32 protein-coding genes are annotated in these 23,990 nt (G+C 59.0%); 20 read left to right on the top strand and 12 right to left on the bottom strand.

What is annotated here, in order from left to right; genetic code table 11:
- Positions 1 to 221 precede the first annotated feature (221 nt).
- The 5 genes from V6M90_RS29055 (at position 222) to V6M90_RS29035 (ending at position 3,700) form a co-directional block, all read left to right on the top strand.
- The gene (locus V6M90_RS29055; RefSeq protein ID WP_042944992.1) at positions 222 to 575 is read left to right on the top strand and encodes a hypothetical protein; all 354 of its coding nucleotides are present in this window, start codon (positions 222 to 224) and stop codon (positions 573 to 575) included.
- Between the two features lie 329 nt (positions 576 to 904).
- A complete protein-coding gene (locus V6M90_RS29050) occupies positions 905 to 1,621 on the top strand; it encodes a DUF969 domain-containing protein (RefSeq protein ID WP_003175004.1) in 717 nt (238 codons plus the stop codon).
- Positions 1,618 to 2,568 carry a DUF979 domain-containing protein gene (locus V6M90_RS29045; protein WP_141063197.1) on the top strand — a complete coding sequence of 317 codons (951 nt, stop codon included), beginning with the start codon at positions 1,618 to 1,620 and terminating at the stop codon, positions 2,566 to 2,568. Before V6M90_RS29050 ends, V6M90_RS29045 begins: the two co-directional genes overlap by 4 nt.
- 7 nt (positions 2,569 to 2,575) lie before the next feature.
- A complete protein-coding gene (gene pcp / locus V6M90_RS29040) occupies positions 2,576 to 3,190 on the top strand; it encodes a pyroglutamyl-peptidase I (RefSeq protein ID WP_305427492.1) in 615 nt (204 codons plus the stop codon).
- A gap of 63 nt (positions 3,191 to 3,253) precedes the next feature.
- Positions 3,254 to 3,700, top strand: a complete 447-nt coding sequence (locus tag V6M90_RS29035) for an anti-virulence regulator CigR family protein (protein ID WP_003175001.1) — start codon at positions 3,254 to 3,256, stop codon at positions 3,698 to 3,700.
- A gap of 12 nt (positions 3,701 to 3,712) precedes the next feature.
- Here V6M90_RS29035 and V6M90_RS29030 read toward each other — a convergent pair whose 3' ends face one another.
- Genes V6M90_RS29030 through V6M90_RS29020 form a run of 3 tightly spaced genes read right to left on the bottom strand, consistent with a single transcriptional unit; the run spans position 3,713 to position 6,075 of the window.
- On the bottom strand, positions 3,713 to 5,113 hold the full coding sequence (locus tag V6M90_RS29030; protein WP_305427491.1) for a heavy metal sensor histidine kinase: 1,401 nt from the start codon (positions 5,111 to 5,113) through the stop codon (positions 3,713 to 3,715).
- Positions 5,110 to 5,781 (bottom strand): heavy metal response regulator transcription factor, encoded by a 672-nt coding sequence (locus V6M90_RS29025; protein WP_078733912.1) that lies wholly within the window; start codon positions 5,779 to 5,781, stop codon positions 5,110 to 5,112. The genes V6M90_RS29030 and V6M90_RS29025 overlap by 4 nt, the downstream gene beginning before the upstream one ends.
- Before the next feature lie 42 nt (positions 5,782 to 5,823).
- The gene (locus tag V6M90_RS29020; RefSeq protein ID WP_003174998.1) at positions 5,824 to 6,075 is read right to left on the bottom strand and encodes a DUF2790 domain-containing protein; all 252 of its coding nucleotides are present in this window, start codon (positions 6,073 to 6,075) and stop codon (positions 5,824 to 5,826) included.
- A 203-nt stretch (positions 6,076 to 6,278) separates the two neighbouring features.
- On the opposite strand from V6M90_RS29020, the gene V6M90_RS29015 reads away from it, so the two are divergent.
- Entirely contained in the window at positions 6,279 to 6,956 is a 678-nt protein-coding gene (locus V6M90_RS29015) for an HAD-IA family hydrolase (RefSeq protein ID WP_042944990.1), read from the top strand.
- Positions 6,957 to 6,974: 18 nt separating this feature from the next.
- Here the strand turns inward: V6M90_RS29015 and V6M90_RS29010 are convergent, their stop codons facing one another.
- The 3 genes from V6M90_RS29010 to csrA all read right to left on the bottom strand — a co-directional run bounded on the left by V6M90_RS29010 (position 6,975) and on the right by csrA (position 8,026).
- A complete protein-coding gene (locus V6M90_RS29010) occupies positions 6,975 to 7,271 on the bottom strand; it encodes a hypothetical protein (RefSeq protein WP_305427488.1) in 297 nt (98 codons plus the stop codon).
- Between the two features lie 90 nt (positions 7,272 to 7,361).
- Positions 7,362 to 7,577: a hypothetical protein gene (locus tag V6M90_RS29005; RefSeq protein WP_332847610.1), complete on the bottom strand. Its 216-nt coding sequence runs from the start codon at positions 7,575 to 7,577 to the stop codon at positions 7,362 to 7,364.
- 254 nt (positions 7,578 to 7,831) lie between these two features.
- Positions 7,832 to 8,026 (bottom strand): carbon storage regulator CsrA, encoded by a 195-nt coding sequence (gene csrA, locus V6M90_RS29000; protein WP_003192511.1) that lies wholly within the window; start codon positions 8,024 to 8,026, stop codon positions 7,832 to 7,834.
- A gap of 262 nt (positions 8,027 to 8,288) precedes the next feature.
- Here csrA and V6M90_RS28995 point away from each other — a divergent pair, with 262 nt between their 5' ends.
- Positions 8,289 to 8,654, top strand: coding sequence for an SPOR domain-containing protein (locus V6M90_RS28995; RefSeq protein ID WP_332847611.1), 366 nt, complete (start codon positions 8,289 to 8,291; stop codon positions 8,652 to 8,654).
- 31 nt (positions 8,655 to 8,685) lie between these two features.
- Here the strand turns inward: V6M90_RS28995 and V6M90_RS28990 are convergent, their stop codons facing one another.
- From V6M90_RS28990 to V6M90_RS28980, 3 genes are all read right to left on the bottom strand, one after another.
- The gene (locus V6M90_RS28990) at positions 8,686 to 9,375 is read right to left on the bottom strand and encodes an endonuclease (protein WP_003174992.1); all 690 of its coding nucleotides are present in this window, start codon (positions 9,373 to 9,375) and stop codon (positions 8,686 to 8,688) included.
- Between the two features lie 4 nt (positions 9,376 to 9,379).
- Positions 9,380 to 9,631 (bottom strand): DUF1654 domain-containing protein, encoded by a 252-nt coding sequence (locus tag V6M90_RS28985; protein WP_003174991.1) that lies wholly within the window; start codon positions 9,629 to 9,631, stop codon positions 9,380 to 9,382.
- A 188-nt stretch (positions 9,632 to 9,819) separates the two neighbouring features.
- Entirely contained in the window at positions 9,820 to 10,908 is a 1,089-nt protein-coding gene (locus V6M90_RS28980) for an asparaginase (protein ID WP_003174990.1), read from the bottom strand.
- A gap of 545 nt (positions 10,909 to 11,453) precedes the next feature.
- Between V6M90_RS28980 and V6M90_RS28975 the strand changes: the two genes are divergently transcribed.
- The 7 genes from V6M90_RS28975 to V6M90_RS28945 are packed head-to-tail and all read left to right on the top strand — an operon-like array spanning position 11,454 to position 18,418.
- Positions 11,454 to 12,413 (top strand): sugar ABC transporter substrate-binding protein, encoded by a 960-nt coding sequence (locus V6M90_RS28975; RefSeq protein ID WP_003174989.1) that lies wholly within the window; start codon positions 11,454 to 11,456, stop codon positions 12,411 to 12,413.
- A gap of 57 nt (positions 12,414 to 12,470) precedes the next feature.
- A complete protein-coding gene (locus V6M90_RS28970) occupies positions 12,471 to 14,024 on the top strand; it encodes a sugar ABC transporter ATP-binding protein (protein ID WP_003174988.1) in 1,554 nt (517 codons plus the stop codon).
- On the top strand, positions 14,021 to 14,998 hold the full coding sequence (locus V6M90_RS28965) for an ABC transporter permease (RefSeq protein ID WP_003174987.1): 978 nt from the start codon (positions 14,021 to 14,023) through the stop codon (positions 14,996 to 14,998). Before V6M90_RS28970 ends, V6M90_RS28965 begins: the two co-directional genes overlap by 4 nt.
- 3 nt (positions 14,999 to 15,001) lie before the next feature.
- Complete coding sequence (locus V6M90_RS28960; RefSeq protein ID WP_003174986.1) at positions 15,002 to 16,024, top strand: LacI family DNA-binding transcriptional regulator; 1,023 nt, start codon at positions 15,002 to 15,004, stop codon at positions 16,022 to 16,024.
- A 23-nt stretch (positions 16,025 to 16,047) separates the two neighbouring features.
- Positions 16,048 to 16,962: a ribokinase gene (gene rbsK, locus V6M90_RS28955; RefSeq protein ID WP_003174985.1), complete on the top strand. Its 915-nt coding sequence runs from the start codon at positions 16,048 to 16,050 to the stop codon at positions 16,960 to 16,962.
- Positions 16,959 to 17,363: a D-ribose pyranase gene (rbsD, locus tag V6M90_RS28950; RefSeq protein ID WP_003174984.1), complete on the top strand. Its 405-nt coding sequence runs from the start codon at positions 16,959 to 16,961 to the stop codon at positions 17,361 to 17,363. Before rbsK ends, rbsD begins: the two co-directional genes overlap by 4 nt.
- Before the next feature lie 26 nt (positions 17,364 to 17,389).
- Entirely contained in the window at positions 17,390 to 18,418 is a 1,029-nt protein-coding gene (locus V6M90_RS28945) for a nucleoside hydrolase (protein WP_332847609.1), read from the top strand.
- Positions 18,419 to 18,451: 33 nt separating this feature from the next.
- On the opposite strand, the gene V6M90_RS28940 is transcribed toward V6M90_RS28945, so the two are convergent.
- Positions 18,452 to 18,664, bottom strand: a complete 213-nt coding sequence (locus tag V6M90_RS28940; protein ID WP_003174982.1) for a hypothetical protein — start codon at positions 18,662 to 18,664, stop codon at positions 18,452 to 18,454.
- Between the two features lie 169 nt (positions 18,665 to 18,833).
- Between V6M90_RS28940 and V6M90_RS28935 the strand changes: the two genes are divergently transcribed.
- On the top strand, positions 18,834 to 19,139 hold the full coding sequence (locus V6M90_RS28935) for a hypothetical protein (protein ID WP_003174981.1): 306 nt from the start codon (positions 18,834 to 18,836) through the stop codon (positions 19,137 to 19,139).
- Positions 19,140 to 19,284: 145 nt separating this feature from the next.
- Positions 19,285 to 19,605 (top strand): I78 family peptidase inhibitor, encoded by a 321-nt coding sequence (locus V6M90_RS28930; RefSeq protein ID WP_003174980.1) that lies wholly within the window; start codon positions 19,285 to 19,287, stop codon positions 19,603 to 19,605.
- Between the two features lie 73 nt (positions 19,606 to 19,678).
- On the opposite strand, the gene V6M90_RS28925 is transcribed toward V6M90_RS28930, so the two are convergent.
- Both V6M90_RS28925 and V6M90_RS28920 read right to left on the bottom strand, forming a co-directional pair.
- On the bottom strand, positions 19,679 to 19,891 hold the full coding sequence (locus V6M90_RS28925; protein WP_003179963.1) for a cold-shock protein: 213 nt from the start codon (positions 19,889 to 19,891) through the stop codon (positions 19,679 to 19,681).
- 289 nt (positions 19,892 to 20,180) lie between these two features.
- Positions 20,181 to 20,495, bottom strand: a complete 315-nt coding sequence (locus V6M90_RS28920; protein WP_003174978.1) for a hypothetical protein — start codon at positions 20,493 to 20,495, stop codon at positions 20,181 to 20,183.
- A 356-nt stretch (positions 20,496 to 20,851) separates the two neighbouring features.
- On the opposite strand from V6M90_RS28920, the gene thrS reads away from it, so the two are divergent.
- Genes thrS through rplT form a run of 4 tightly spaced genes read left to right on the top strand, consistent with a single transcriptional unit; the run spans position 20,852 to position 23,967 of the window.
- The gene (thrS, locus tag V6M90_RS28915; RefSeq protein WP_003174977.1) at positions 20,852 to 22,774 is read left to right on the top strand and encodes a threonine--tRNA ligase; all 1,923 of its coding nucleotides are present in this window, start codon (positions 20,852 to 20,854) and stop codon (positions 22,772 to 22,774) included.
- Complete coding sequence (gene infC / locus V6M90_RS28910; RefSeq protein WP_169850653.1) at positions 22,774 to 23,325, top strand: translation initiation factor IF-3; 552 nt, start codon at positions 22,774 to 22,776, stop codon at positions 23,323 to 23,325. The genes thrS and infC overlap by 1 nt, the downstream gene beginning before the upstream one ends.
- Positions 23,326 to 23,385: 60 nt before the next feature.
- Positions 23,386 to 23,580 (top strand): 50S ribosomal protein L35, encoded by a 195-nt coding sequence (rpmI, locus tag V6M90_RS28905; protein WP_002553160.1) that lies wholly within the window; start codon positions 23,386 to 23,388, stop codon positions 23,578 to 23,580.
- Positions 23,581 to 23,610: 30 nt separating this feature from the next.
- Positions 23,611 to 23,967: a 50S ribosomal protein L20 gene (gene rplT, locus V6M90_RS28900; protein ID WP_003174975.1), complete on the top strand. Its 357-nt coding sequence runs from the start codon at positions 23,611 to 23,613 to the stop codon at positions 23,965 to 23,967.
- Positions 23,968 to 23,990: the final 23 nt, after the last annotated feature.

The raw sequence follows: 23,990 nt of genomic DNA, 5'->3' as shown, positions 1-23,990 counted from the left end.
ACCTGAACCGCCGTATACGGAACCGTACGTACGGTGGTGTGAGAGGACGGCGGATGTAAATCCGCCTCCTACTCGATTGCCCGCGATTTGCAAAGCTTTTGCAAAACCCTACTCAGAACGCCAATTCGGCGCTCACTTCCAGATTCTCGATCCTTTGGCAACCGCTTACGCGCTCGATAAGGTGAGAAAGCGATTCACCTGCCGAAATCAGGAGTAAACAAGTGTTTTCAAGGAAAAACGCGGGGCTGTGGATACTGCTTTCAGCCGTCACCAGCGTCGAGGCAGCTACCGCCGCTCAACCGAAAAGCGAAGAAAAAGTCGCGGTCACCGCCATAGCCGCACTCCAGATATGCCACGAGAGAAATCCCGAGCGTGGCTTAACGCTCGAAAGGCTGGTGACTGATCCCACGTTCAGCGAAGAGAGCAGGTCCGAGTACCGCCGGGTCAACGCGGACCCTTCATACAAAGACGACGTCTCGGAAATGAAATCCTTTTTGTTACAGCCCCCACTGGCAGATGTCCTGCGTGATATTTGTGAGAATCTTAGAAAAACCAGTCCGGACGGCTATCGGTAATCGATGGTCTTCGCCGTGACGCTCTGATGCGTTGATTGGCCATCGGTAGCGTTCCAATAACCTGAGCACCAGGTCAATCAAGCGCCCGATACACTCCCGGCCTGTCTGCGTCCTGGCCCTCCATCCCCCACAAAATTTATTGGTTTGCAGCAACAATTTTTCTTGTTGGACACTCCCCGCCCCCAGGCAGCAAAGTTGCCGCCACTGACGCTCGACCTTCCGGGTCAACAATAAAAACCGAGCCGACTGCACGCTACTTCTTGCTGTGAACCTTTGTTCACATCCTGCTGTAACGGCGCCGCAGCGCGCACTTATAGGACCTTCCCGTCATGCAAACTGTTGTGAACTTATGGCCGTTGATCGGCGTACTTGTGATCGTGGTTGGCTTTGTCTTGCGCTTCAATCCGTTGTTGGTGGTCACCGCTGCCGCGATCGCCACCGGGCTTGCGGCTCACTTCCCGCTGGAAAAGATTCTCGCCAGCATGGGTGAGGGTTTCCTTCAGACCCGTGCCCTGCAATTGATCCTGTTGTTGCCCCTGGCCGTCATCGGCTTGCTGGAACGCCATGGCTTGCGCCTGCATGCACAGAACTGGATCGCGCGGTTTGAGCGGGCGACGGTCGGACGCTTGTTGATCATCTACCTGTTTGTGCGTGAATCCACCGCTGCCATGGGGTTGACCAGCCTGGGTGGGCATCCGCAGATGGTGCGTCCGCTGCTGGCGCCGATGGCCGAAGGTGCGGCGGAAAAACGCTACGGCAAACTGCCGGAAAAACTGCGCCACAAAGTCTTGGCCATGTGCGCGGCGACGGACAATGTCGGCCTGTTCTTTGGTGAAGATATCTTCGTGGCCTTTGGTGCGATTGCGCTGATGCACACCTTCCTGCTGGGCTCGGGCATCGATGTGGAACCGCTGCACATCGCGGTGTGGGGCATTCCCACGGCGATCTGCGCGTTTATCATCCATGCGATTCGCTTGCATCGTTTTGACCGAAGGCTGACCCGCGAACTGACGCCGTCCGTTACCCCGGTGGGAGCCGCGCAATGATCATTTCGATTCAATACCTGTACTGGCTGGCCGGGGTGCTGCTGTTGATTACCGCCGGCATGATCCTGATGGACCGTACTCACCCCAAGCGTTGGTCCAGTGCGGTGTTCTGGCTGCTGTTCGCGCTGCCGTTTTTGCTGGGCGAGCGCCTGCCGTCGGTGGCCATCGGCGTGGGCGTAGTGGTGATGGCGTTGATCGCGGGCTTCGGCGGGGTAGGCCGTGGCATCCATGCCGAACTGCATGACAAAGCGTCCCGCGCCAGTGCCGGACGCTTGGGGCACAAGCTATTTATTCCGGCGTTGGCCATCCCGTTGACCACCGTGATCGGTTCGGTCTTGCTCAAGCACACCGAGATCGGCGGCGTGCCGCTGCTGGACCCGAAAAACACCACCTTCGTTTCCCTGGGTATCGGCTGCCTGATCGCCCTCGGCCTGGCTTGCTGGCTGACCCGCGACACGCCGGTGCAAGCCTTGCGCGAGTCGCGTCGCCTCACCGAAGCCCTGGGCTGGGCCATGGTGCTGCCGCAGATGTTGGCGATGCTCGGTTTGTTGTTCAATGAAGCCGGGGTCGGCACGGCCGTCGCGCACGTCACCACCACCTATATCAACCTGGACTATAAATTGGTGGCGGTGATGGTCTATGTATTGGGCATGGCGCTGTTCACGGTCATCATGGGCAACGGTTTCGCCGCGTTCCCGGTGATGACCGGCGGGGTCGGCGTGCCGGTGCTGGTGGGTATTTATGGCGGTAACCCGGCGGTGATGGCGGCCATCGGCATGTTCTCCGGCTATTGCGGTACGCTGATGACGCCCATGGCGGCCAACTTCAATATCGTGCCGGCGGCGTTGCTGGAATTGCCGGACAAGAACGCAGTGATCAAGGCGCAGTTGCCGACGGCGTTGATGATGCTGGTGGTCAATATCGTGCTGCTTTATCTGTTGATGTGAGGCCAGGATGCGAACCGTATTGCTGACGGGGTTCGAGCCCTTTGACCGAGACCCGGTGAACCCGTCCTGGGAGGCTGCGCGCCTGCTGGACGGCTGCATGATTGATGAAGACGTGATGATTGTGGCGCGTGAGCTGCCCTGCGCGTTCGCCACGGCAGGCGAGTGCCTGGTGCGACTGATCGATGAATGGCGCCCGGTGATGGTGATTGCCACGGGCCTGGCGCCGGGGCGTAGCGAGATTTCCATGGAGCGGGTGGCGATCAATATCAACGACGCGCGCATCCCCGATAATCTGGGCGAGCAGCCTGTCGACACGGCGGTGGTGGTCGGTGGCCCGGCGGCGTATTTTTCGACGCTGCCGATCAAGGCCATGGTCAAGGCCGTGCGCGAGGCGGGGATTGCGGCGTCGGTGTCGCAGACGGCAGGCACCTTTGTCTGTAATCAGGTGTTCTACCGTTTGCAGCATGTGCTGGCCGGCACGTCGGTGCGCAGTGGTTTTATCCATGTGCCCTGCGAGGCGTTGATGGCGCTGCCAAGCCTGGTGGAGGGCCTGCGTATCGCAGTCTGTGCGGCGTGGAGTACATCAGTGGATGTGCTGGAAGTGGGCGGTCAGGTGAGTTGATTCTGCGCGTGGCGCGCCAACTTGAACTAGAGTTCAACTACGCTCCCGCCTTGGATAATCGCCATGATCAAGTCTTTGAAATTCGTGTCTGTCGTGCTGTCGCTTGTGCTGTTTGCCGGGAGTGGCATGGCGCTGGCTGATCCAGGCAATGGCAAGGGACAAGGCAACAACAAGGGCAATGGCCAGGGCGGGCAGGGGCATGACAAGTCCAAAGGCAAAGGCGGTTCGAGCAGCCACGGCCCCAGTGTCGACCGTGGCAGCGTGCTGAATGTGCTGGGTGGTTATCGCGACTACTGGAGCCCGGGCCCGTCTTTGCCGCCGGGTATCCAGAAGAACCTGGCACGCGGCAAGCCTCTGCCGCCGGGCATCGCGAAAAAACTGGATGGGCGTTTAGTGGGACACTTGCCTCATTACGATGGGTATGAGTGGCAACAGGCGGGCACGGACTTGATATTGGTAGCCATCGCGTCTGGCATCATTTACGAAGTACTCAACGGCGCCTTCGATTGAATCGGCGGCTCCTCACCCTTCGCGCGCCGGGAAAAACAGCTCAAAACAGGTCACTCCGTTTTCACTGGTGACGCTGTACCGGCCGTTATGCAACTGCATGATGGTCGCCACGATGGACAGGCCCAAGCCGTTGGATTGGGCCGAACGCTCCCGTGACTCATCCACCCGATAAAACCGCTCGAACAGCCGCGCCAAGTGCTCGGCGGCAATGGTTTCACCGCTGTTGCTGACCCGCAGGTAAATGCCCTCGGCGCTTGGGGTGGCCTGTATCACCAACTCGCAACCAGGTGCGCCATACTTGATGGCATTGGCGCACAGATTCGCCAGGGCCCGGCGCAGCAGCATCGGTTCGGCCCAGATCACGCCTTCGCCCGTGGCATGAATGCTCATGTCCACATCGCTTGCCAATCCTTCAAAGTAATCCGCGATACGCTCCACTTCATCGGCCGCGCTGAGCGCCTGGCGCTGGCGCAAGGCGGCAGCCGGGTCGGTGCGTGCCAGAAACAGCATGTTGTCGAGCATCCGCGCCAGGCGCTCAAGCTCTTCCACATTGGAGGCCAGCAGGTGCTGATACCCCTCGATGCTGCGGTTCTGTTGCAGGGCGACCTGGGTTTCGCCCAGCAGATTATTGATCGGCGTGCGCAGTTCGTGGGCCATGTCGGTCGACACCTGGCCCAGTTGCACAAAACCCTTGGCCAGGCGCTCCAGCATGGTGTTGAACGAGTCAATCATCGGCAGCAGCTCTTTCGGCGCGCCGTGGCTGTCGAGGCGCTCGGTGAGGTTGCCGACACCGATGCCCTCGGCATGCCGGGCCAGACGCCTTAATGGCAGCAGACCGCGATAGACCAGCAGATAGCCCGCCAGCGCGAGAATAATCGCGGCGATACTCGCCAGGACATAAACGCTCAGCCGGTAGCTGGCGAGCATGGCGGTGCGTTCGGTCATCAGGCGCCCGCTGGTGACTTGCAGGCTGCCCAGGTCGCCGGAGTCGATGGAGGCCGCCAGGGTGGAGAAGGGCACGCCATTTATACCCGGCAAATGCTGCACGTCGCTCAGCGCCAACACATGATCCTTGGGCACCGGCGTGATCGCGGGCAGGTCGATATTGGCGGGGTTCACCAACAGCAGCGGTTTCTGGCCGGGTGCGGCGATGCTCAGCACCGATTCGCGGTTGCCCAGCATGTTCTGGAACAGTTCCGGCTTGGTCTTGATCAAGTCCAGAGTATTGCTGTCGTTGAGCAGGTTGCGCAGTTGGTCCACGCGAGAGATCAACTGCGCGTCGTCGCGGCGGATCAGCTCGCGTTCCAGCTCGCGGTACAGTGCCACGCCCAGGGTCGCCAGCAGGGCAAAGGCGAGCAGCGCGAAAATCAGCGCCAGGCGCAGGGTCAGCGAATAATGACGGCGCGGGTTCATGGCTGGGTATCGAAGCGGTAGCCGATGCCCCGCACGCTGTGGATCAGCTTGAGCTGGAACGGGTCGTCGACTTTCAGGCGCAGGCGTCGGACGGCCACGTCCACCACGTTGGTGTCGCTGTCGAAATTCATGTCCCATACCCGTGAGGCGATCAGCGAGCGCGAGAGCACCTGGTCCTGGTGGGTGGCGAACAGGTGCAACAGGGCGAACTCCTTGTTGGTCAGGGTGATGCGGGTGCCGGCGCGGGTGACGCGGCGCTTGAGTACATCGATTTGCAGGTCGGCGATGTGCAGTTGCTCTTCTTCGCGGATCGGGCCGCGACGGGTCAGGGTGCGCAGGCGCGCCACCAGTTCGGCGAAGGAGAAGGGCTTGATCAGGTAATCATCAGCCCCCAGTTCCAGGCCCTTGATGCGGTCGGCAATGTCATCGCGAGCCGTCAGGAAAAGCACCGGTGTGTCGGTTTCCTTGCGCAGGCGGCGCAGTACTTCCCAGCCGTCCATCTTCGGCATCATCACATCCAGCACGATCACGTCGAACGGCGTTTCCAGCGCCTGGTGCAAGCCGTCCACGCCATCACGGGCCAGGCTTACGGAGTAACCCAGTTCCTGCAGGCCATTAAGCAGGTAATTGCCGGCCTTGGGTTCGTCTTCGACAACGAGGATGTTCATGGGAAATATCCTGATTCAGTACGTGGCGCCAGTGTAGCCCGATCAATTGTCACTGGCGCAGCCGGTGCCTTGCACTTGGTAGTCCAGGACGTGCTCGCGGCCCTGGTGGTCGAGGTAGTCGAGACGCGCCGGGACGATACCGCATTGGCCGTAAGTGTCGGTGCTCGACAGGACCTTGGCCACATCCAAGTGTACGAAAAAACCGGTTTTGTCGTGGATGACCGTATTGTTGTCAGCCGCAAACACGGAGCCGGTAGCCAGCAGGGCGGTAAAGCCGAGGATAAACAGTTTCATAAAAGTCGCTCTCTTGAAGGGTTGGCTGCCAGGTCCGGCAGTGCATTCACGGTAACCAGGCGACCCGAACAGCTCACCAACAGGAGGATGACAAGTTTGTAATCATTGGCTGCGCGACACCCGCGCAGCGTTTACAAGTCATAAGGTGATCCGTAGATTGCATCGGGCCGATTATTCGTTTCAGCCCACGAGGAAGTCCCGCAGTGTCCATCCGAGGATCAGCTGTCTTTGCCCGCCCTTACCGCGCTTTCCTGTTCGATATGGACGGGACGTTGCTCAACTCCATCGCCGCCGCCGAGCGGGTGTGGAGCATCTGGGCTGAACGCCACGGGCTGGATGTGGCGGCGTTCCTGACGACCATTCATGGCGCCCGCGCGATCGATACCATCACGCGCCAAGCCTTGCCCGGCGTCGATCCAAAGGTTGAGGCGCAGTGGATTACCGAGGCTGAAATCCACGATGTGCAAGGCATTGTTGCGATTCCCGGGGCCATCGAATTCTTGAAGCGCCTGCCCGCTGACCAGTGGGCGCTGGTCACCTCTGCGCCCAGGGATCTGGCGCTGCGTCGGCTTGAAGCGGCGGGGATCGAGGCGCCGGCGGCGCTGGTCACCGCTGAAGACGTGGCCATCGGCAAGCCGGACCCCGCCTGTTATGTGTTGGGGGCCGCGCGTCTGGGGGTGCCGGTGCAGGATTGTCTGGTGTTTGAAGACGCTACGGTGGGCATTCGGGCCGGGGAGGCGGCGGGGGCGGATGTGATGGTCGTGACGTCGACGCATCTCAAGCCCATGCTCACCGAGCATCCGTCTATCGACGGTTATGAGGGGGTGCAGGCCATGCGTGACGCCCAGGGTTTGTTGCGTTTGCAGCAGGTGACAGGCTGATACAAAAAGCCGAACCCGTTACCGGGCCCGGCCTATTTCGCAGGTGGCAGGACTCGGCGGTGCCTGCATTCGATCACTGCGCATGCTCTGGCGTGACAGCACCATCTCCTTGAGGATCTCGTTGGCAAGCCGCGAGATCGCTTCGGCGCCTCGATAGTGCGCGCGCACGATACCGGTCACGGCGAAGTGATCGGTTTTCGGGCCGCTGAGCACTGCCGAGAGGGTGCCGTCGGTGTGCAATGTGCAGGTCACCTGGTAGCTGGGCAGGCGTGCCGCCAATTCAGCTTCGATCTGGCTTTTACTGAGGGTATCCATCGGCTTCAGCACCTCTACTGACTGTGCAAACACACTCAAGAATAGGTCCTGCTGCGCAGCTGTAAATACCGGCGATCCGACAACGAGTCTTCAACGGTCCCTCAGGGACTGCCGCGCATGGCTGCGGCACAACCTGCGATGCACCAGCTTGTGGATGGGCCTCAGGCAAAACAGGAACAGATAGCCGCACAGCAGCAATGCCAAGTCCAGCCAGGCATGCGAGCGGGTCACGCCTGCGTCTTTCAATACGCGCCACAGCGCATAGTCCAGGCTCAGAACGGCGAGCCCGATCAGTAGAGTGATCATCCATGAACGTTGAAAAAAGGGTTGTGCGGTGATTGGCCTCATCGACGTGCTCCTGAACGCACACGGAGATGGCGGGATGTCCGTCAGTGGATTCGTCTGCGACTACCACAACAAGTTCCAGGCATGAGGCAGTTTTATCTTGCGGCGGGAGGATCTTGCGGATGAAACCAGGTCACGTAGCGCAGGGACGCAGCGTTCGAAGAGGTTTTCGCCAGCCGTTACAATGAACGAAAAGGCTGGCTACTGAAGGCGCTTCAAGGCGTCTGGTTTTTGTCCGGCGCCGTCAGGCCCGCCTGGATGCGCTGGTAAATCTCCTCACGATGCACGGCAACATCCTTGGGGGCGTTGATGCCGATTCGAACTTGCTGGCCGCTGACGCCCAGGATGGTGATCGTGATGTCATCACCGATGTTTATGCTTTCACCGACTTTTCGGGTGAGTATCAGCATGGACTTCTCCTTGATTACTTTTAAGGACACATGTTTGGACAGGGCAGGTGTCGGATGTGTGTAGCTTACTGCTAAGCGCTTCCCTGTGACTGCCTCGTTTAGGACGCATAGAGGCGACATTAATTCCCATGGCGGCATCATACAGGTCTGGGATACATCATTCGCATTGTTTAAGCCAAGGTTTATGACGGCCAGAATAGACAGCGAATGATAAAGTCGCCTCTTTAATCCTTTAAGGAGCAGGGCAGTGCGTAAAGTAGCGATGGCAATGGCGGTGTTGGCATTGGCCGGTTGTGGTGAAGGCAAACGTGTCGACGCTCAGAAGACCAAGCCTGCCACGACCGAAAGCCAGCCACAAACCGGCGCGATTGCCGCTCAGGAGTGGGACCTGCGGGTAGGGCCGCCAGACCATAAGCTTCAGGCAATCACCGACCTGACCGCCTGGCTGCTGGAACATGGTTTCAATTTTTACATCGTGAAGGTCGACGGCAAGGACGAAGTGTTGTTGGGCCCATTCGCAACCAGGGCCGAGGCCGAGGCCAAGCAGACGCTGCTCAACGAAAAAATGGCCCGGGCCAAGAAGAACGACACCGTGTCTGAAATCATCGAGCACAAGTCCGCGCAGTAACAGGCCCTTTGGGCGGCAGTGCCGCCCCTGTTCAACCGCAGGCTTTGAGGTTCACCGGGCCGACAAACGCATTGCCGCGCCCCATCACACAGGCCACGGTCTGGTTGCGCTGGCGCTCCCAGGGTTGCACCGGGTAGGTCTTGTTCCAGGCTTCGTACAGCTGGCGGTCCTGTTTCGACAGGCGCAACCCGTACTGCTTGCTCATGTAGAAATACGTACGCGCGATCATTCCGCGAATCGAAGGGCGCGGCATGACCTTCTTGGCCTTGAAGTCCACTTGGGTCAGGCATGAGCCGTACTGACCGGTTTGCACTGGCAGCCAGCCAAAACTGAAATTGTTGCGGTCGCCGTTGACCTCGCCGATGCTCGGCACCAGGTTGTGCAAGTCGGCTTCGGCGCGCTTGAACACGTCGTCATGGCGTGTGCAGTTCTTGCGCCCGCCGTTCTGCCAGCACTGACGTTGATGGCCGATCTGCCAGGCCGGCACGATGTGTTCCCACTCGATACGTGCCGCGCGGTTGGCGTTTTTACGTGGAATGTAGCCACAGGCCTTGAGATCTACGCGGTTGCCGGTGTATTTGCAGCCGCAATAGAACTCGGTGGATTGTGGCGCGTAGAGTTTCCAGGCGATTTTCTTGGCTTCGGTGAACGTTCGGGGCGCCTGGGCGTGGGCGCTGAAGGCAAAAAACAGGCAACACAATGCAATAAAACGCGCATTCATTGAGTCAATCTTCCTTCGGCACAACCCAGAAAATCTGCACACCGCCATCGTCCCGATAGGCGAGGGTGACGTTATCGTTCTCCGCGATTTCCTCCAGCAAGCGCTGCCACTCATCCTCTGGCTCATCCGGCAATCGGAAGATCAGGGCGGCCTTGGCTTTTTGAGCGTTGGTGGAATTGATGATTTTTTGCACGCGAATGGCCAGGCGTTCGTAGGCGTCGGGTGGGGTTGGCACTGCGGAAGAGGACTTTGCCACGGAGTATTCCTTGATAAACTGTACGCACATACAGTATTTAACTGTAGGTGATTTCGCAACTACTTAAATTTCAAGAAGTTCGTCTGATAGCTATTCGGGAATTTTGGTGTAAGGCGGGAGCGTTGTCGAAGCGAGCGCAATGGGGTGAGGGCCTTCGCTCCCTCACCCCAGTCGGGGTCAGTCAGGCATCAATACTCCCAGAACATCCGTTGCAGCTCTTTGCTGTCCTGGGTCTTGGTCAGGGCGACCATCGCCAGAATCCGCGCTTTCTGCGGGTTCAAGTCGAGGGCGGCGACCCAGTCGTACTTGTCGTCAGGCTGTTCGGCGTTACGCAGCACCATGCCGCCGGCATTCACGTGGGACGAGCGGATGATTTGCACGCCTTGCTTGCGCAATTCGACCAGGGCAGGAACCACCTTGGACGACACCGAACCGTTACCGGTACCGGCGTGGATGATGGCTTTGGCGCCAGCCTGGGCCAGGGCCTTGTAGGCGGTGTCGCTCACGTTGCCGTAGCCGTAGGCGATTTCAACGTCCGGCAGGCTCTTGATGGTCTTGATGTCGAATTCCGAATCCATGGTGTGACGCTTGGCTGGCAGGCGGAACCAGTAGGATTTGCCTTCAACCACCATGCCCAGTGGGCCCCATGGGCTCTTGAACGCTTCGGTCTTGATATTGATCATCTTGCTGACGTCGCGACCCGACTGGATCTCATCGTTCATGGTTACCAGGACGCCCTTGCCGCGCGCATCCTTGCTTCCTGCCACGGCGACGGCGTTGTACAGGTTGAGCATGCCGTCGGCCGACATGGCGGTGCCTGGGCGCATCGAGCCGACGACAACGATAGGCTTGTCGGTTTTTTCCACGAGATTGAGGAAGTAGGCGGTCTCTTCCAGGGTGTCGGTGCCGTGGGTGATCACGATGCCATCCACGTCCTTGTTGTCAGCCAGCTCGGCGACGCGGCGACCCAGTTGCAGCAGGTTTTCGTTGTTGATGCTTTCGGACGCAATTTGCATCACTTGCTCGCCACGCACGTTGGCGATCTGGCTAAGCTCAGGAACGCCGGCGATCAATTGTTCGATACCGACCTTGGCCGCCTGGTAGGTGGCGCTGTTGGCCGCGCTGGCGCCGGCGCCGGCAATGGTGCCGCCAGTGGCGAGGATCACCACGTTGGACAATTTGGTCTTGGATTCAACGTCCTTTGCCTGGACGGCAACGGGGAACAGCAGCAGTAGGGCTAACGCGCCCGGAACAAAGTTCTTCAGTGCAGATTTCATTATTCTTCTCTCTGGTTTTTGATGAGTGCTGTAGCCGGTTCATCTAGAACACCCGGGCGATTCTGAGCGCCACGAGCGCAGGGTTAGGAGCAGAATCCGTACCAGGCCGAACAGGTTTGTGAATTTAAATTAACCTATTGATTTATAAGATTTTATACTGGTTTTTGTATGTATCGTTCCCAGCGCATGTCCGGCTTTCCGAACAACTGGTGGGATTGTGTTCGGTTGCCCGAAAAGTCTGATGGAAAAGTCCTGGGTTAAACGTCGACGTCTGTCGTTTCGGACAATCGCATCGCGGGGAAGGAGTGAGGATGGCCGCCAGGTGGGGCGAGAGAAGGGGGCCGTGCATGAAAGGTTGTTTTATCCCGTTGACAAAACTCGACAAGGTTCGCATAGTTCGATCAACGCAAACGTTTGCGAGATGTTTCACGCAGGGCTCCCCGAGTCGGCGTGAACGCTCGTATCAGCCTCCCGGGTGGGCGGGCTGCCGAAGCGTTCTTCGGTGCAGGCGTTGCTCACAATAATCATAAGATCGGAGTACACCCATGAAGCTGCCATTTGCAGGACGTCTTCTTGCTGTCGCTGTGCTTGCTGCCGCATCCGCCGCTCTACCCCTGTCCTCTGCATTCGCTGATGACGCCGCCGCCAAACCCAAGGTTGGCCTGGTGATGAAGTCCCTTGCCAACGAATTTTTCGTGACCATGCAAGAGGGCGCCAAGGACTACCAGAAATCTCACGCCGCTGACTTCGACATGATCACCAACGGCATCAAGAATGAAACCGACACCAGCGCACAAATCGACATCGTCAACCAGATGATCCTGTCCAAGGTCAATGCCATCGTTATCGCACCCGCCGATTCCAAGGCACTGGTCACCGTGCTGAAGAAAGCTTCCGACGCCGGTATCAAGGTGGTCAACATCGACAACCGCCTGGATCCGGACGTGCTGAAAAGCAAAAAACTCGATATCCCGTTTGTGGGCCCGGACAACCGCAAAGGCGCCAAGCTGGTGGGTGACTATCTGGCCAAGCAACTGGCGGCGGGCGACAAGGTCGGCATCATCGAAGGCGTACCTACCACCACCAACGCCCAACAGCGCACCGCAGGCTTCAAGGATGCGATGGACGCTGCCGGCATGAAGATCGTGTCCACCCAATCCGGTAACTGGGAAATCGACCAGGGCCAGAAAGTCGCGTCGGCCATGCTCAGCGAATACCCGGATCTCAAGGCGCTGTTGGCCGGTAACGACAACATGGCCCTGGGCGCCGTCTCCGCCGTTCGTGCAGCCGGCAAGGCTGGCAAAGTGCTGGTCGTGGGCTACGACAATATCGAAGCCATCAAGCCAATGCTGAAGGACGGTCGCGTGCTGGCCACCGCCGACCAGGCCGCTGCACAACAAGCCGTGTTCGGTATCCAGAACGCGCTCAAGCTGGTCAAGGGTGAGAAAGTCGATGCCACCGACGGCGTGATCGAAACCCCGGTCGAACTCGTCATCAAGCAGTAATTCTCGCGGTACCCAACAGCGTCCGCTCGCCCTGGGCGGACGCCTGGAGATTTTCCTATGTCATCTTCCGCCCCGAACGCTGTCCTCTCGGTCAGCGGTATCGGTAAGACCTATGCCCAACCGGTTCTGTCCGACATCACCCTCACGCTCAACCGTGGGGAGGTGCTGGCGCTGACCGGTGAAAACGGCGCAGGCAAAAGTACCTTGTCGAAAATCATCGGCGGGCTGGTCGTGCCGACCACCGGGCACATGCAATTCAATGGTCAGGACTACCGTCCCGCCAGCCGCACCCAGGCTGAAGAGCTCGGCGTGCGCATGGTCATGCAGGAACTCAACCTGCTGCCGACATTGACCGTGGCTGAAAACCTGTTCCTGCATAACCTGCCCAGCCGCGCTGGCTGGATCAGTCGCAAGCAACTGCGCAAGGCCGCCATCGAGGCCATGGCCCAGGTCGGCCTGGATGCCATCGACCCGGACACCCTGGTCGGCAGCCTGGGCATTGGTCACCAGCAAATGGTCGAGATCGCCCGCAACCTGATCGGCGACTGCCATGTGCTGATCCTCGACGAACCCACGGCCATGCTCACGGCCCGTGAAGTCGAGATGCTGTTCGAGCAAATCACCCGCCTGCAGGCCCGCGGCGTGGCGATCATCTACATTTCACACCGGCTCGAAGAATTGGCGCGTGTTGCGCAACGCATTGCGGTACTGCGTGACGGCAAGCTGGTCTGTGTCGAGCCGATGGCCAATTACAACAGCGAGCAGCTGGTGACCTTGATGGTCGGCCGCGAATTGGGCGAACACATCGACCTGGGCCCCCGGACCATCGGTGGCCCGGCCTTGACGGTCAAAGGCCTGACCCGCTCGGACAAGGTTTGCGACGTTTCCTTTGAAGTGCGTGCCGGCGAGATCTATGGCATTTCCGGACTGATTGGCGCTGGCCGTACCGAATTGCTGCGCCTGATCTTCGGCGCCGACCAGGCCGACAGCGGCACTGTCGCCCTGGGCTCGCCGGCGCAGGTGGTGAGCATCCGCTCGCCGGTGGACGCGGTGGGCCATGGCATCGCTCTGATCACCGAAGACCGCAAGGGCGAAGGTTTACTGCTGACCCAATCCATCAGTGCGAATATCGCGCTGGGCAACATGCCGGAAATTTCCGCTGGCGGCATCGTCAACCGCCGTGACGAAACCGCGCTGGCCAAGCGTCAGGTCGACGCCATGCGCATCCGCAGTTCCAGCCCGGCGCAATTGGTGTCCGAGCTGTCGGGCGGTAACCAGCAGAAAGTCGTGATCGGCCGCTGGCTGGAGCGCGACTGCCAGGTGATGCTGTTCGATGAGCCGACGCGTGGTATCGACGTCGGTGCCAAGTTCGACATTTATGCCTTGCTCGGTGAACTGACCCGCCAGGGCAAAGCGTTGGTGGTGGTGTCCAGCGACCTGCGCGAGCTCATGCTGATCTGCGATCGCATCGGTGTGCTGTCTGCCGGTCGCTTGATCGACACCTTCGAGCGCGACAGCTGGACCCAGGACGAATTGCTCGCCGCCGCGTTTGCCGGCTATCAGAAACGTGATGCGCTGCTCAACGATGCCGCGCCTAGGAATACCCCATGAAAACCACAACTTCCCCCGGTAAAACTGGCGGCAACTTCTACGGCCTGGGCACCTACCTGGGCTTGGCGGGCGCGTTGCTGGCGATGATCGCGCTGTTCTCGGTGCTCAGCGACCACTTCCTGTCCTACGACACATTCAGCACCCTGGCCAACCAGATTCCGGACTTGATGGTGCTGGCGGTTGGCATGACCTTCATCCTGATCATCGGCGGCATCGACCTGTCGGTCGGCTCGGTGCTGGCATTGGCGGCATCGGCGGTCAGCGTGGCGATCCTGAGCTGGGGCTGGAGCGTGTTGCCTGCCGCCGTGCTCGGCATGGGCTGTGCGGCATTGGCCGGTACCCTTACCGGTTCGATCACTGTGGCCTGGCGCATCCCTTCGTTTATCGTGTCCCTGGGCGTGCTGGAAATGGCCCGTGGCGTGGCGTACCAGATGACCGGTTCGCGCACGGCCTATATCGGTGATTCGTTCGCCTGGCTGTCCAACCCGATTGCGTTCGGTATTTCGCCATCCTTTATCATCGCGTTGCTGGTGATCATCGCTGCGCAACTGGTGCTGACGCGTACGGTATTCGGTCGCTACCTGATCGGCATCGGCACCAATGAGGAAGCCGTGCGCCTGGCCGGTATCAATCCCAAGCCTTATAAGATCCTAGTATTCAGCCTCATGGGCCTGCTCGCGGGTGTGGCGGCGTTGTTCCAGATCTCGCGACTCGAAGCGGCGGACCCGAACGCCGGCTCCGGCCTGGAGCTGCAAGTGATCGCCGCGGTGGTGATCGGCGGCACCAGTTTGATGGGCGGGCGTGGCTCGGTGATCAGTACGTTCTTCGGTGTGTTGATTATTTCGGTATTGGCCGCGGGCCTGGCGCAAATCGGTGCCACGGAGCCGACCAAACGCATCATCACCGGTGCGGTGATCGTGATTGCCGTGGTCCTCGATACCTACCGCAGCCAGCGCGCCAGTCGGCGGGGCTGAGCCATGGCAACGATCAAGGATGTGGCAGCGCTTGCAGGTATTTCCTACACCACGGTGTCCCACGTGGTGAACAAGACGCGCCCTGTGAGCGAGCCGGTACGCATCAAGGTTGAAGCCGCGATCAAGCAGCTCGACTACGTGCCCAGTGCGGTGGCGCGCTCGCTCAAGGCCAAGACTACGGCGACCATCGGTTTGCTGGTGCCCAACAGCCTCAACCCGTATTTCGCGGAGTTGGCGCGCGGCATCGAGGATTACTGTGAGCGTAACGGCTACTGCGTGATCCTGTGCAACTCCGACGACAACGCAGAAAAGCAGCGCAGCTATTTGCGCGTGTTGCTCGAAAAACGCATCGACGGCCTGATCGTGACCTCGGTGGGCGGCGACGACAGTGGGTTGGCGGCAGGCTTGAGCGCGGTGCGCACGCCCATGGTGATCGTCGACCGGGCACTGGATGGGATTGATGTCGACCTGGTCCGTATCGATCACGAGGAGGGCGCCTACCTGGCGACCCGGCACTTGCTCGAGCTGGGGCATCGTGACATCGCCTGCATTGGCGGCCCGGCGCATACCCGCGTGGCGCAGATGCGTCTGGCGGGGTATCAGCGTGCGTTGCGCGAGGCGGGTATCGACGTGGCGGCCCATCGCATCCAGGCAAGTGATTTCACCAGCACCGGCGGTTACGCCGCCGCTGTGCAGCTGTTGGCGCAGAACCCGCCCAGCGCGATTTTTGCCAGCAACGACATGATTGGTTTCGGCGTGTTGCGTGCGGCTGCGGAGCGTAATATCCGCGTGCCCGGCGAACTGTCGGTGATCGGTTTCGATGACATTCAAATGGGCCGTTATGTGTACCCGGCGCTGACTACGGTCGGGCAATCGATCCTGCAACTGGGCGAGACGGCGGCCGAGCTTCTCCTGCGACGAATCGCAACACCCCAACTGCCGATCGATCAACGGATCGTGACGCCGAGCATCGTATTGCGTGAGTCGACGGCGCCCGTCGCCGGTGCGTTCGCCCAATACCGCTGAACCGAATTGATGAGTATTGATGTATGCCAGCAAAAGTAGTGGTTATAGGCAGCTTGAACATGGACCTGGTCACCCGCGCCAGCCGGTTGCCCCGTGCCGGTGAAACCCTGATCGGCCAGACGTTCTCGACAGTGCCGGGCGGCAAGGGCGCCAACCAGGCTGTCGCGTCTGCTCGCCTGGGGGCCGAAGTGGCAATGATCGGTTGCGTCGGTACCGATGCATACGGCGCTCAACTGCGGGATGCGTTGCGGGTGGAAGGCATCGATTGCCAGGCGGTCAGTACCGTGGACGGCTCCAGTGGCGTCGCCTTGATCGTGGTGGATGACAGCAGCCAGAACGCCATTGTCATCGTCGCCGGCAGTAATGGTGAACTGACGCCAGCCTCGCTGCAGGCGTTTGACGCGGTGTTGCAGGCGGCGCAGGTAATTGTCTGCCAGCTGGAAGTGCCGATGGACACCGTGGGGTATGCCCTCAAGCGCGGTCGCGAACTGGGCAAGACGGTCATCCTCAACCCGGCGCCGGCCAGTGGTCCGCTGCCCGCCGAGTGGTACGCCTTGATCGATTACCTGATTCCCAACGAAAGTGAAGCCACCGCGCTCAGTGGAGTGACCGTCGACTCACTCGACAGCGCCAAGCGTGCGGCAACCGAGTTGATCAAGGCGGGTGCCGGCAAAGTCATCATCACCCTGGGGGCCCAAGGCGCGCTGTTTGCTGATGGCCAGGGTTTTGAACAGCTGGTTGCGCCCAAGGTCCAGGCCGTGGATACCACTGCCGCCGGCGATACGTTTGTCGGCGGCTTCTGCGCGGCGCTGGCCAATGGCAAGAGCGAAGCGGAGGCCATCCGTTTCGGCCAGGTCGCGGCGGCGCTGTCGGTCACTCGCGCCGGTGCGCAACCCTCCATTCCTACGCTGCTCGACGTACAAGGTTTTGTGCCATGAAAAAGACTCCGCTGCTCAATATTGCCCTGTCGCGCGTCATCGCCTCCCTGGGGCACGGCGATATCCTGGTGATCGGCGATGCCGGTCTGCCGGTGCCGCCGGGTGTCGAATTGATTGACCTGGCATTGACCCAGGGCATTCCTGACTTCATCGGCACGCTGCGTGTTGTGCTGAGTGAAATGCAGGTTGAAAGCCACGTGCTGGCCGAAGAAATCCTGCACAAGCAGCCGCCCGCATTGGCTGAGTTGAACACCCTGACCGACCAGGCTGCCCTCGGTGAGCGGCGTCTGGTGAGTCATGACGCATTCAAGCAGCTCAGCCGCAAGGCGCGGGCCGTTGTGCGCACGGGCGAATGCCAGCCTTATTGCAATATCGCGCTGGTGTCCGGCGTAACGTTCTAGAGTTCCCCAACGACAAGGAGTGTTTTATGCAACGTGGTCTTCCCATCCTGAGAAATCTGTTTCGGAGTGTCCTGCTTTTGTCCGCGCTCACAGCAGCCAGCGCCCAAGCGGCGGAAAAAATCGATCTGATCATCGACACCGACCCAGGCGCCGACGATGTAGTGGCCTTGCTCTTCGCCATGGCCTCTGCGGACGAATTGAACATCCGTGCGCTGACCACCGTGGCCGGCAATGTGCGGTTGGACAAGACTTCGCGCAACGCGCGCCTGGCCCGCGAGTGGGCGGGGCGCGAGGACATCCCGGTATACGGCGGTGCCCCGGCGCCACTGCTGCGCAAACCTATCTATGCCGAGAATATCCACGGCAAGGAAGGCATTTCCGGTGTGGCCGTGCACGAACCCAAAAAGGGCTTGGCCGAGGGTAACGCGGTTGATTACCTGATCAAGACCCTTCGCGCAGCCAAACCTCACAGCATCACGATCGCCATGCTCGGTCCGCAGACCAACCTTGCGCTGGCATTGACTCAGGACCCGGAAATCACCCAGGGCATCAAGGAAGTGGTGGTGATGGGCGGCGCGCATTTCAACGGTGGCAATATCACGCCGGTGGCCGAGTTCAATCTGTTCGCCGACCCGATCGCGGCCGAGATTGTGCTCAAGAGCGGCGTCAAGCTGACCTACCTGCCACTGGACGTGACCCACAAGGTCTTGACCAGTGAGGCGCGGCTTAAGCAGATCGCCGATATCAAGAATAACGCGAGCAAGATCGTTGGCGATATTCTCAACGAATACGTCAAAGGGGACATGGAGCACTACGGTATCCCGGGAGGGCCTGTGCACGACGCCACTGTCGTTGCCTACCTGCTCAAGCCATCGCTGTTCAGCGGGCGTGAGGTCAACGTCGTGGTGGACAGTCGCGAAGGCCCGACCTTCGGCCAAACCATCGTTGATTGGTACGATGGCCTGAAACAGCCGAAGAACGCATTCTGGGTTGAAAGCGGCGACGCCCAGGGCTTTTTCGATCTGCTGACCGAACGCCTGGCGCGCCTGAAGTAAATCCCCTGCCGGTCGGCGCTCGTCGACCGGCTCTTATCCGCGCTCGGGGTTGTGCGCGCCCTGGTGATCGGTCGGGTATTTCTCGAATACCTGGCCTATGAACGCCTGCGCGGCTTGAGTGCCCAGTTCCTTGACCAGCAGGTCGATACCGATGATCGCCAATTCTTCCGGGCTGCCGGGGCTGTAGGAACTTTGTCCTAGGGGCCATTTGGCTTTGATATCGGCTTGGAGCGTTACGGTGGTCATGAAAGTCTCACGGGTAGAAATGCGGGGCAATGCGCTGGAATGCGGCTCTAACGGGCGCAGTTAAGCATTTTGCGCAGTGTTTGGCACTGCTACTTAGGCATGAAGTGTTTCGAAGTGAGGCCCGCGCTGTGCGACACTGGCCCATTGTTTAATGGCCGGGGAACACCGCGTGCAGATCGATTTGAACAATCCCGAGAACCTGACCCTGGATAACGTGCGTCAATTGCTCGCCAGCGCCAGCGACGATCAACATACTCAATTGCGTGTCACCAAGGCGGGTATCGCCTATATTTCTTCCGGGATAGTGGGCGGCACTGATATCGGCGGCCTGCTGTTCCGTCTGGAGACCTGGGCCAAGGGCTCCGGCTATGTCGGTAACGTGGCCGCCAGCGACGAGGTCTGGGTCATGCAGATTTTCAACGCGCTGAAGCAGAATTGGCCAAAGCCTGCCTTTGACTACATTGATATCTATTGATTACGTTCATATCTGGTCACGATTGACTGGGCGAATGCCTGTCGAGACTCAGGCAGACTTGCCCATCGACGGTTTACGTCTTGAAACCAATCTATCAGACCGCTGTCGCACGATCTCTGTCCATTTTTTATCATTAGGAGGCTTCATGCCTTGGAAGCTCGCATCATTCGGTACTTTGTTGGCAGCACTCGCCCTGGCGGGTTGCAGCACCCCGGGTGCCTCTGAGCCAGGCAAAGACGCCACCGTGACCGACGCCGGCCATAGCCGCTGTGAGGCAAAGGCCGCCGAATTCACCGTCGGCCAGAAGGCTTCGCCGCAGTTGCTGGAACAGGCCCGTACTCGTGCCGGTGCGCAGAACGCGCGGATCCTCAAGCCCAACGATATGATCACGCTGGAATACCGTTCCGATCGCCTCAATCTCAATACCGACGACAATCTGGTGATTACGCGCGTCAATTGCGGCTGATCGCTTCCAGGCTTTTGCAGCGCCCATAAAAAACCCCGTCACATGGACGGGGTTTTTTAGATCGGCGCAGAAATTACTCTGGGCGAACCTGTGCAGCTTGCATACCCTTTTGGCCTTTCTCAGCCACGAAGGAAACGGTTTGGCCTTCTTTCAGGCTTTTGAAACCGTCGCTTTCGATAGCTTTGAAGTGTACGAACAGGTCGTCACCGCCACCTTGAGGAGTGATGAAGCCGAAGCCTTTTTCATCGTTGAACCATTTAACGGTGCCGGTTTGGCGATTAGACATGGTGTATCTCCAAGAAACATATATTTTCAGTAGTGCTGTGCTGCTCAGGCCAACTGGGCACACCGGGCTATCATAGTCGAAATGTTCGACTTGGGAGCCCCCCCAAGGCACTGTTTGCTAATCAATAGCGTTGCGTTTAGGGGCTGTGTTGGCTGAAAGCCCCGATTTACGGGGCTTTCGCACGAAATATCAGCTGGTAAAAAAAGCCGTAAAAGCTGCGTAATTTGTGAGAAATGGCAGTTTTCAGGCTGTTTTTACGGCTGAAAATCCGTCTGATCGCGGGTCGTTCTTACTTTTTCTTCACGACTTTGCAGGAAGAAATAGCCGCTACAGCTTTGTTTTTGAGCTCAGGGCTGGCGTTCTGATTGGTCATCAGCTCCTTGATTTCGGCGGTGCTCAATTCAGCGTTGATCTTGTCGGCGCCGCATTCGCAGTGGGCTTTGGCGGTCTTGGCATCCACGTTCTGGCTGGCGGCCGCGCTGCAATCCTTGACGAAACTGTCGCGGGCACCGGCAGGCCAGTTCGACGGGGCCGCAGCGTGTGCGCCGAGGGAAAGCAGGGTCAGGGAAGCGGCTAGAGCGAGGGTAGAGGTAAAACGCATCATGAGGATGCTCCTTTGGGTCGAGGACGAACGGCGATTCTCAGTGGGTTTGAGGGCTTGCGTACAGCCCAAGTTCACTTTTGCCGCTATTTTGTCTTCGCATCAGTGGGCGTCGGCGCGATGACCGTTCATCTGTGCTAGCATCGTTGCCCTGGCTCTTACGGGTGCGCCATTTGCCGCCTTGCCATGTTCTTTTCAGCTCACTCCAGTCACTCTGGTTCGATTATCGGTTGGCCGAAAGGCTCCTGCCGCTGTAAGGCAGGCGTTCATCATTTGAACGGCCTGGTATTGGATCTTGTACTGGCTCATCCCAACCCACGTGACCTTTGGTAGGGGTCACCACTAGGAGAGGAGGCGCCATGCCAACTATTACTCTTCCCGACGGCAGTCAACGTTCATTCGATCATGCGGTTTCCGTAGCCGAGGTCGCCGCATCCATTGGTGCCGGCCTGGCCAAGGCCACCGTGGCCGGCAAGGTCGACGGCAAACTGGTCGACGCCAGTGACCTGATCACTTCCGATGCCAGCCTGCAAATCATCACGCCCAAGGATCAAGAGGGGCTGGAGATCATTCGCCACTCTTGCGCGCACCTGATTGGCCATGCGGTCAAGCAGTTGTACCCCACCGCGAAGATGGTGATCGGCCCGGTCATTGACGAAGGCTTCTATTACGACATCGCCTACGAGCGTCCTTTTACGCCGGACGACCTGGCGGCCATCGAGCAGCGCATGCACGCGCTGATCGAAAAAGATTACGACGTAATCAAGAAAGTCACCCCACGCGCCGAAGTGATCGACGTGTTCACCGCCCGTGGCGAGGACTACAAGCTGCGTCTGGTGGAAGACATGCCGGACGAGCAGGCCATGGGTCTGTATTACCACGAAGAATACGTCGATATGTGCCGCGGTCCGCACGTGCCGAATACGCGCTTCCTTAAGTCGTTCAAGCTGACCAAGCTGTCCGGTGCCTACTGGCGTGGTGACGCGAAAAACGAACAACTGCAGCGGATCTACGGCACCGCCTGGGCTGACAAGAAGCAGCTGGCGGCCTACATCCAGCGCATCGAAGAAGCCGAAAAACGCGACCACCGCAAGATCGGCAAGCGCCTGAACCTGTTTCACCTCCAGGAAGAAGCGCCGGGCATGGTGTTCTGGCACCCGAACGGCTGGACCCTGTACCAGGTGCTTGAGCAGTACATGCGCAAGGTTCAGCGCGAAAACGGTTACCTGGAAATCAAGACGCCACAAGTCGTTGACCGCAGCCTGTGGGAGAAATCCGGGCATTGGGCCAACTACGCCGACAACATGTTCACCACCCAGTCGGAAAACCGCGACTACGCCATCAAGCCGATGAACTGCCCATGCCACGTGCAGGTGTTCAACCAAGGCCTGAAGAGCTACCGCGAATTGCCGATGCGCCTGGCCGAGTTCGGTGCCTGCCACCGTAACGAGCCATCGGGTGCGCTGCACGGCATCATGCGTGTGCGCGGCTTCACTCAGGATGACGCCCACATCTTCTGCACCGAAGAGCAGATGCAGGCCGAATCCGCCGCGTTCATCAAGCTGACCATGGACGTTTATCGCGATTTCGGCTTTACCGAAGTCGAAATGAAGCTGTCCACTCGTCCGGAAAAACGTGTCGGTTCCGACGAGCTGTGGGATCGCGCCGAAGCGGCACTGGCCGCAGCGCTCGACAGCGCGGGCCTTGCGTACGATCTACAGCCGGGCGAGGGCGCCTTCTACGGTCCCAAGATCGAGTTCTCGCTGAAAGATTGCCTTGGTCGCGTCTGGCAGTGTGGTACCCTGCAGCTCGATTTTAACCTGCCGATCCGTCTGGGAGCCGAATACGTTTCCGAAGACAACAGCCGCAAACACCCGGTTATGCTGCACCGGGCGATCCTCGGCTCGTTCGAACGGTTCGTCGGTATCCTGATCGAGCACTACGAGGGCGCGTTCCCTGCGTGGCTGGCTCCGACCCAGGCAGTGATCATGAATATCACTGATAAACAGGCAGATTTTGCCGCTGAAGTTGAAAAAACTCTCAACGAAAGCGGATTTCGTGCCAAGTCCGACTTGAGAAATGAAAAGATCGGCTTTAAAATCCGCGAGCATACTTTGCTCAAGGTTCCCTATCTTTTGGTTATCGGAGATCGGGAAGTCGAGATGCAGACTGTCGCTGTGCGTACTCGTGAAGGTGCTGACCTGGGCTCGATGCCCGTCGCCCAGTTCGCTGAGTTCCTCGCGCAAGCGGTTTCCCGGCGTGGTCGCCCAGATTCGGAGTAATTATTATTAAGCGTGAAATGAGACAAGATAAACGAGCTGCACCGAAAGCCCCGATCAACGAGAATATCTCGGCACGCGAGGTTCGGTTAATTGGCGCTGACGGCGAGCAGATTGGCATCGTCTCGATTGATGAAGCGCTTCGTATCGCTGAAGAGTCCAAATTGGACCTGGTGGAAATCTCCGCCGACGCAGTCCCGCCTGTTTGCCGGGTGATGGACTACGGCAAGTCGATCTTCGAGAAGAAGAAGCAGATTGCTGCGGCGAAGAAAAACCAGAAGCAGATTCAAGTAAAAGAAATCAAGTTTCGTCCAGGGACGGAGGAAGGGGATTACCAGGTAAAACTGCGCAACCTGGTACGTTTCCTGAGTGATGGGGACAGGGCCAAGGTATCCTTGCGATTCCGCGGCCGTGAGATGGCCCACCAGGAGCTGGGGATGGAACTCCTCAAGCGGGTTGAAGCTGACCTGCTCGAGTACGGTTCGGTCGAACAGCATCCTAAGATGGAAGGACGCCAACTGATCATGGTCATCGCCCCGAAAAAGAAGAAGTAATCAACAGGGCACGGCAGGCCTTCTGATTATGTTTATCAACTGAATGCGGAGTATCCGAACATGCCAAAGATGAAGACTAAAAGTGGTGCTGCTAAGCGGTTTCTGAAAACTGCTAACGGTATCAAGCACAAGCACGCTTTCAAGAGCCACATCCTGACCAAAATGTCGACCAAGCGTAAGCGTCAACTGCGCGGTAGCAGCTTGCTGCATCCGTCTGACGTGGCAAAAGTCGAGCGCATGCTGCGCCTTCGTTAATTTTTGGATCAAGAATAGAGGAAGTAACTCATGGCTCGTGTAAAGCGTGGCGTCATTGCCCGTAAGCGTCACAAAAAAATTCTGAAACTTGCTAAAGGCTACTACGGCGCGCGTTCACGCGTATTCCGTGTTGCCAAGCAAGCGGTAATCAAGGCTGGCCAATACGCCTACCGTGACCGTCGTCAGAAAAAACGTCAGTTCCGCGCTCTGTGGATCGCTCGTATCAACGCTGGTGCACGTGTTAACGGTCTGTCCTACAGCCGTTTCATCGCTGGCCTGAAAAAAGCGTCCATCGAAATCGACCGTAAGGTTCTGGCTGAACTGGCCGTGAACGAAAAAGCGGTGTTTGCTGCGATTGTCGAGAAAGCTAAAGCCACCTTGGCTTAAGTACCCCCGACAGTCACCCTGGG

The organism is Pseudomonas lactucae, from assembly GCF_036688725.1.
In the GTDB taxonomy this organism is placed as follows: Bacteria; Pseudomonadota; Gammaproteobacteria; order Pseudomonadales; family Pseudomonadaceae; genus Aquipseudomonas; species Aquipseudomonas lactucae.
The sequence above is the reverse complement of the archived record's forward strand: the minus strand, read 5'-3'. Positions and strand labels throughout refer to the sequence as shown.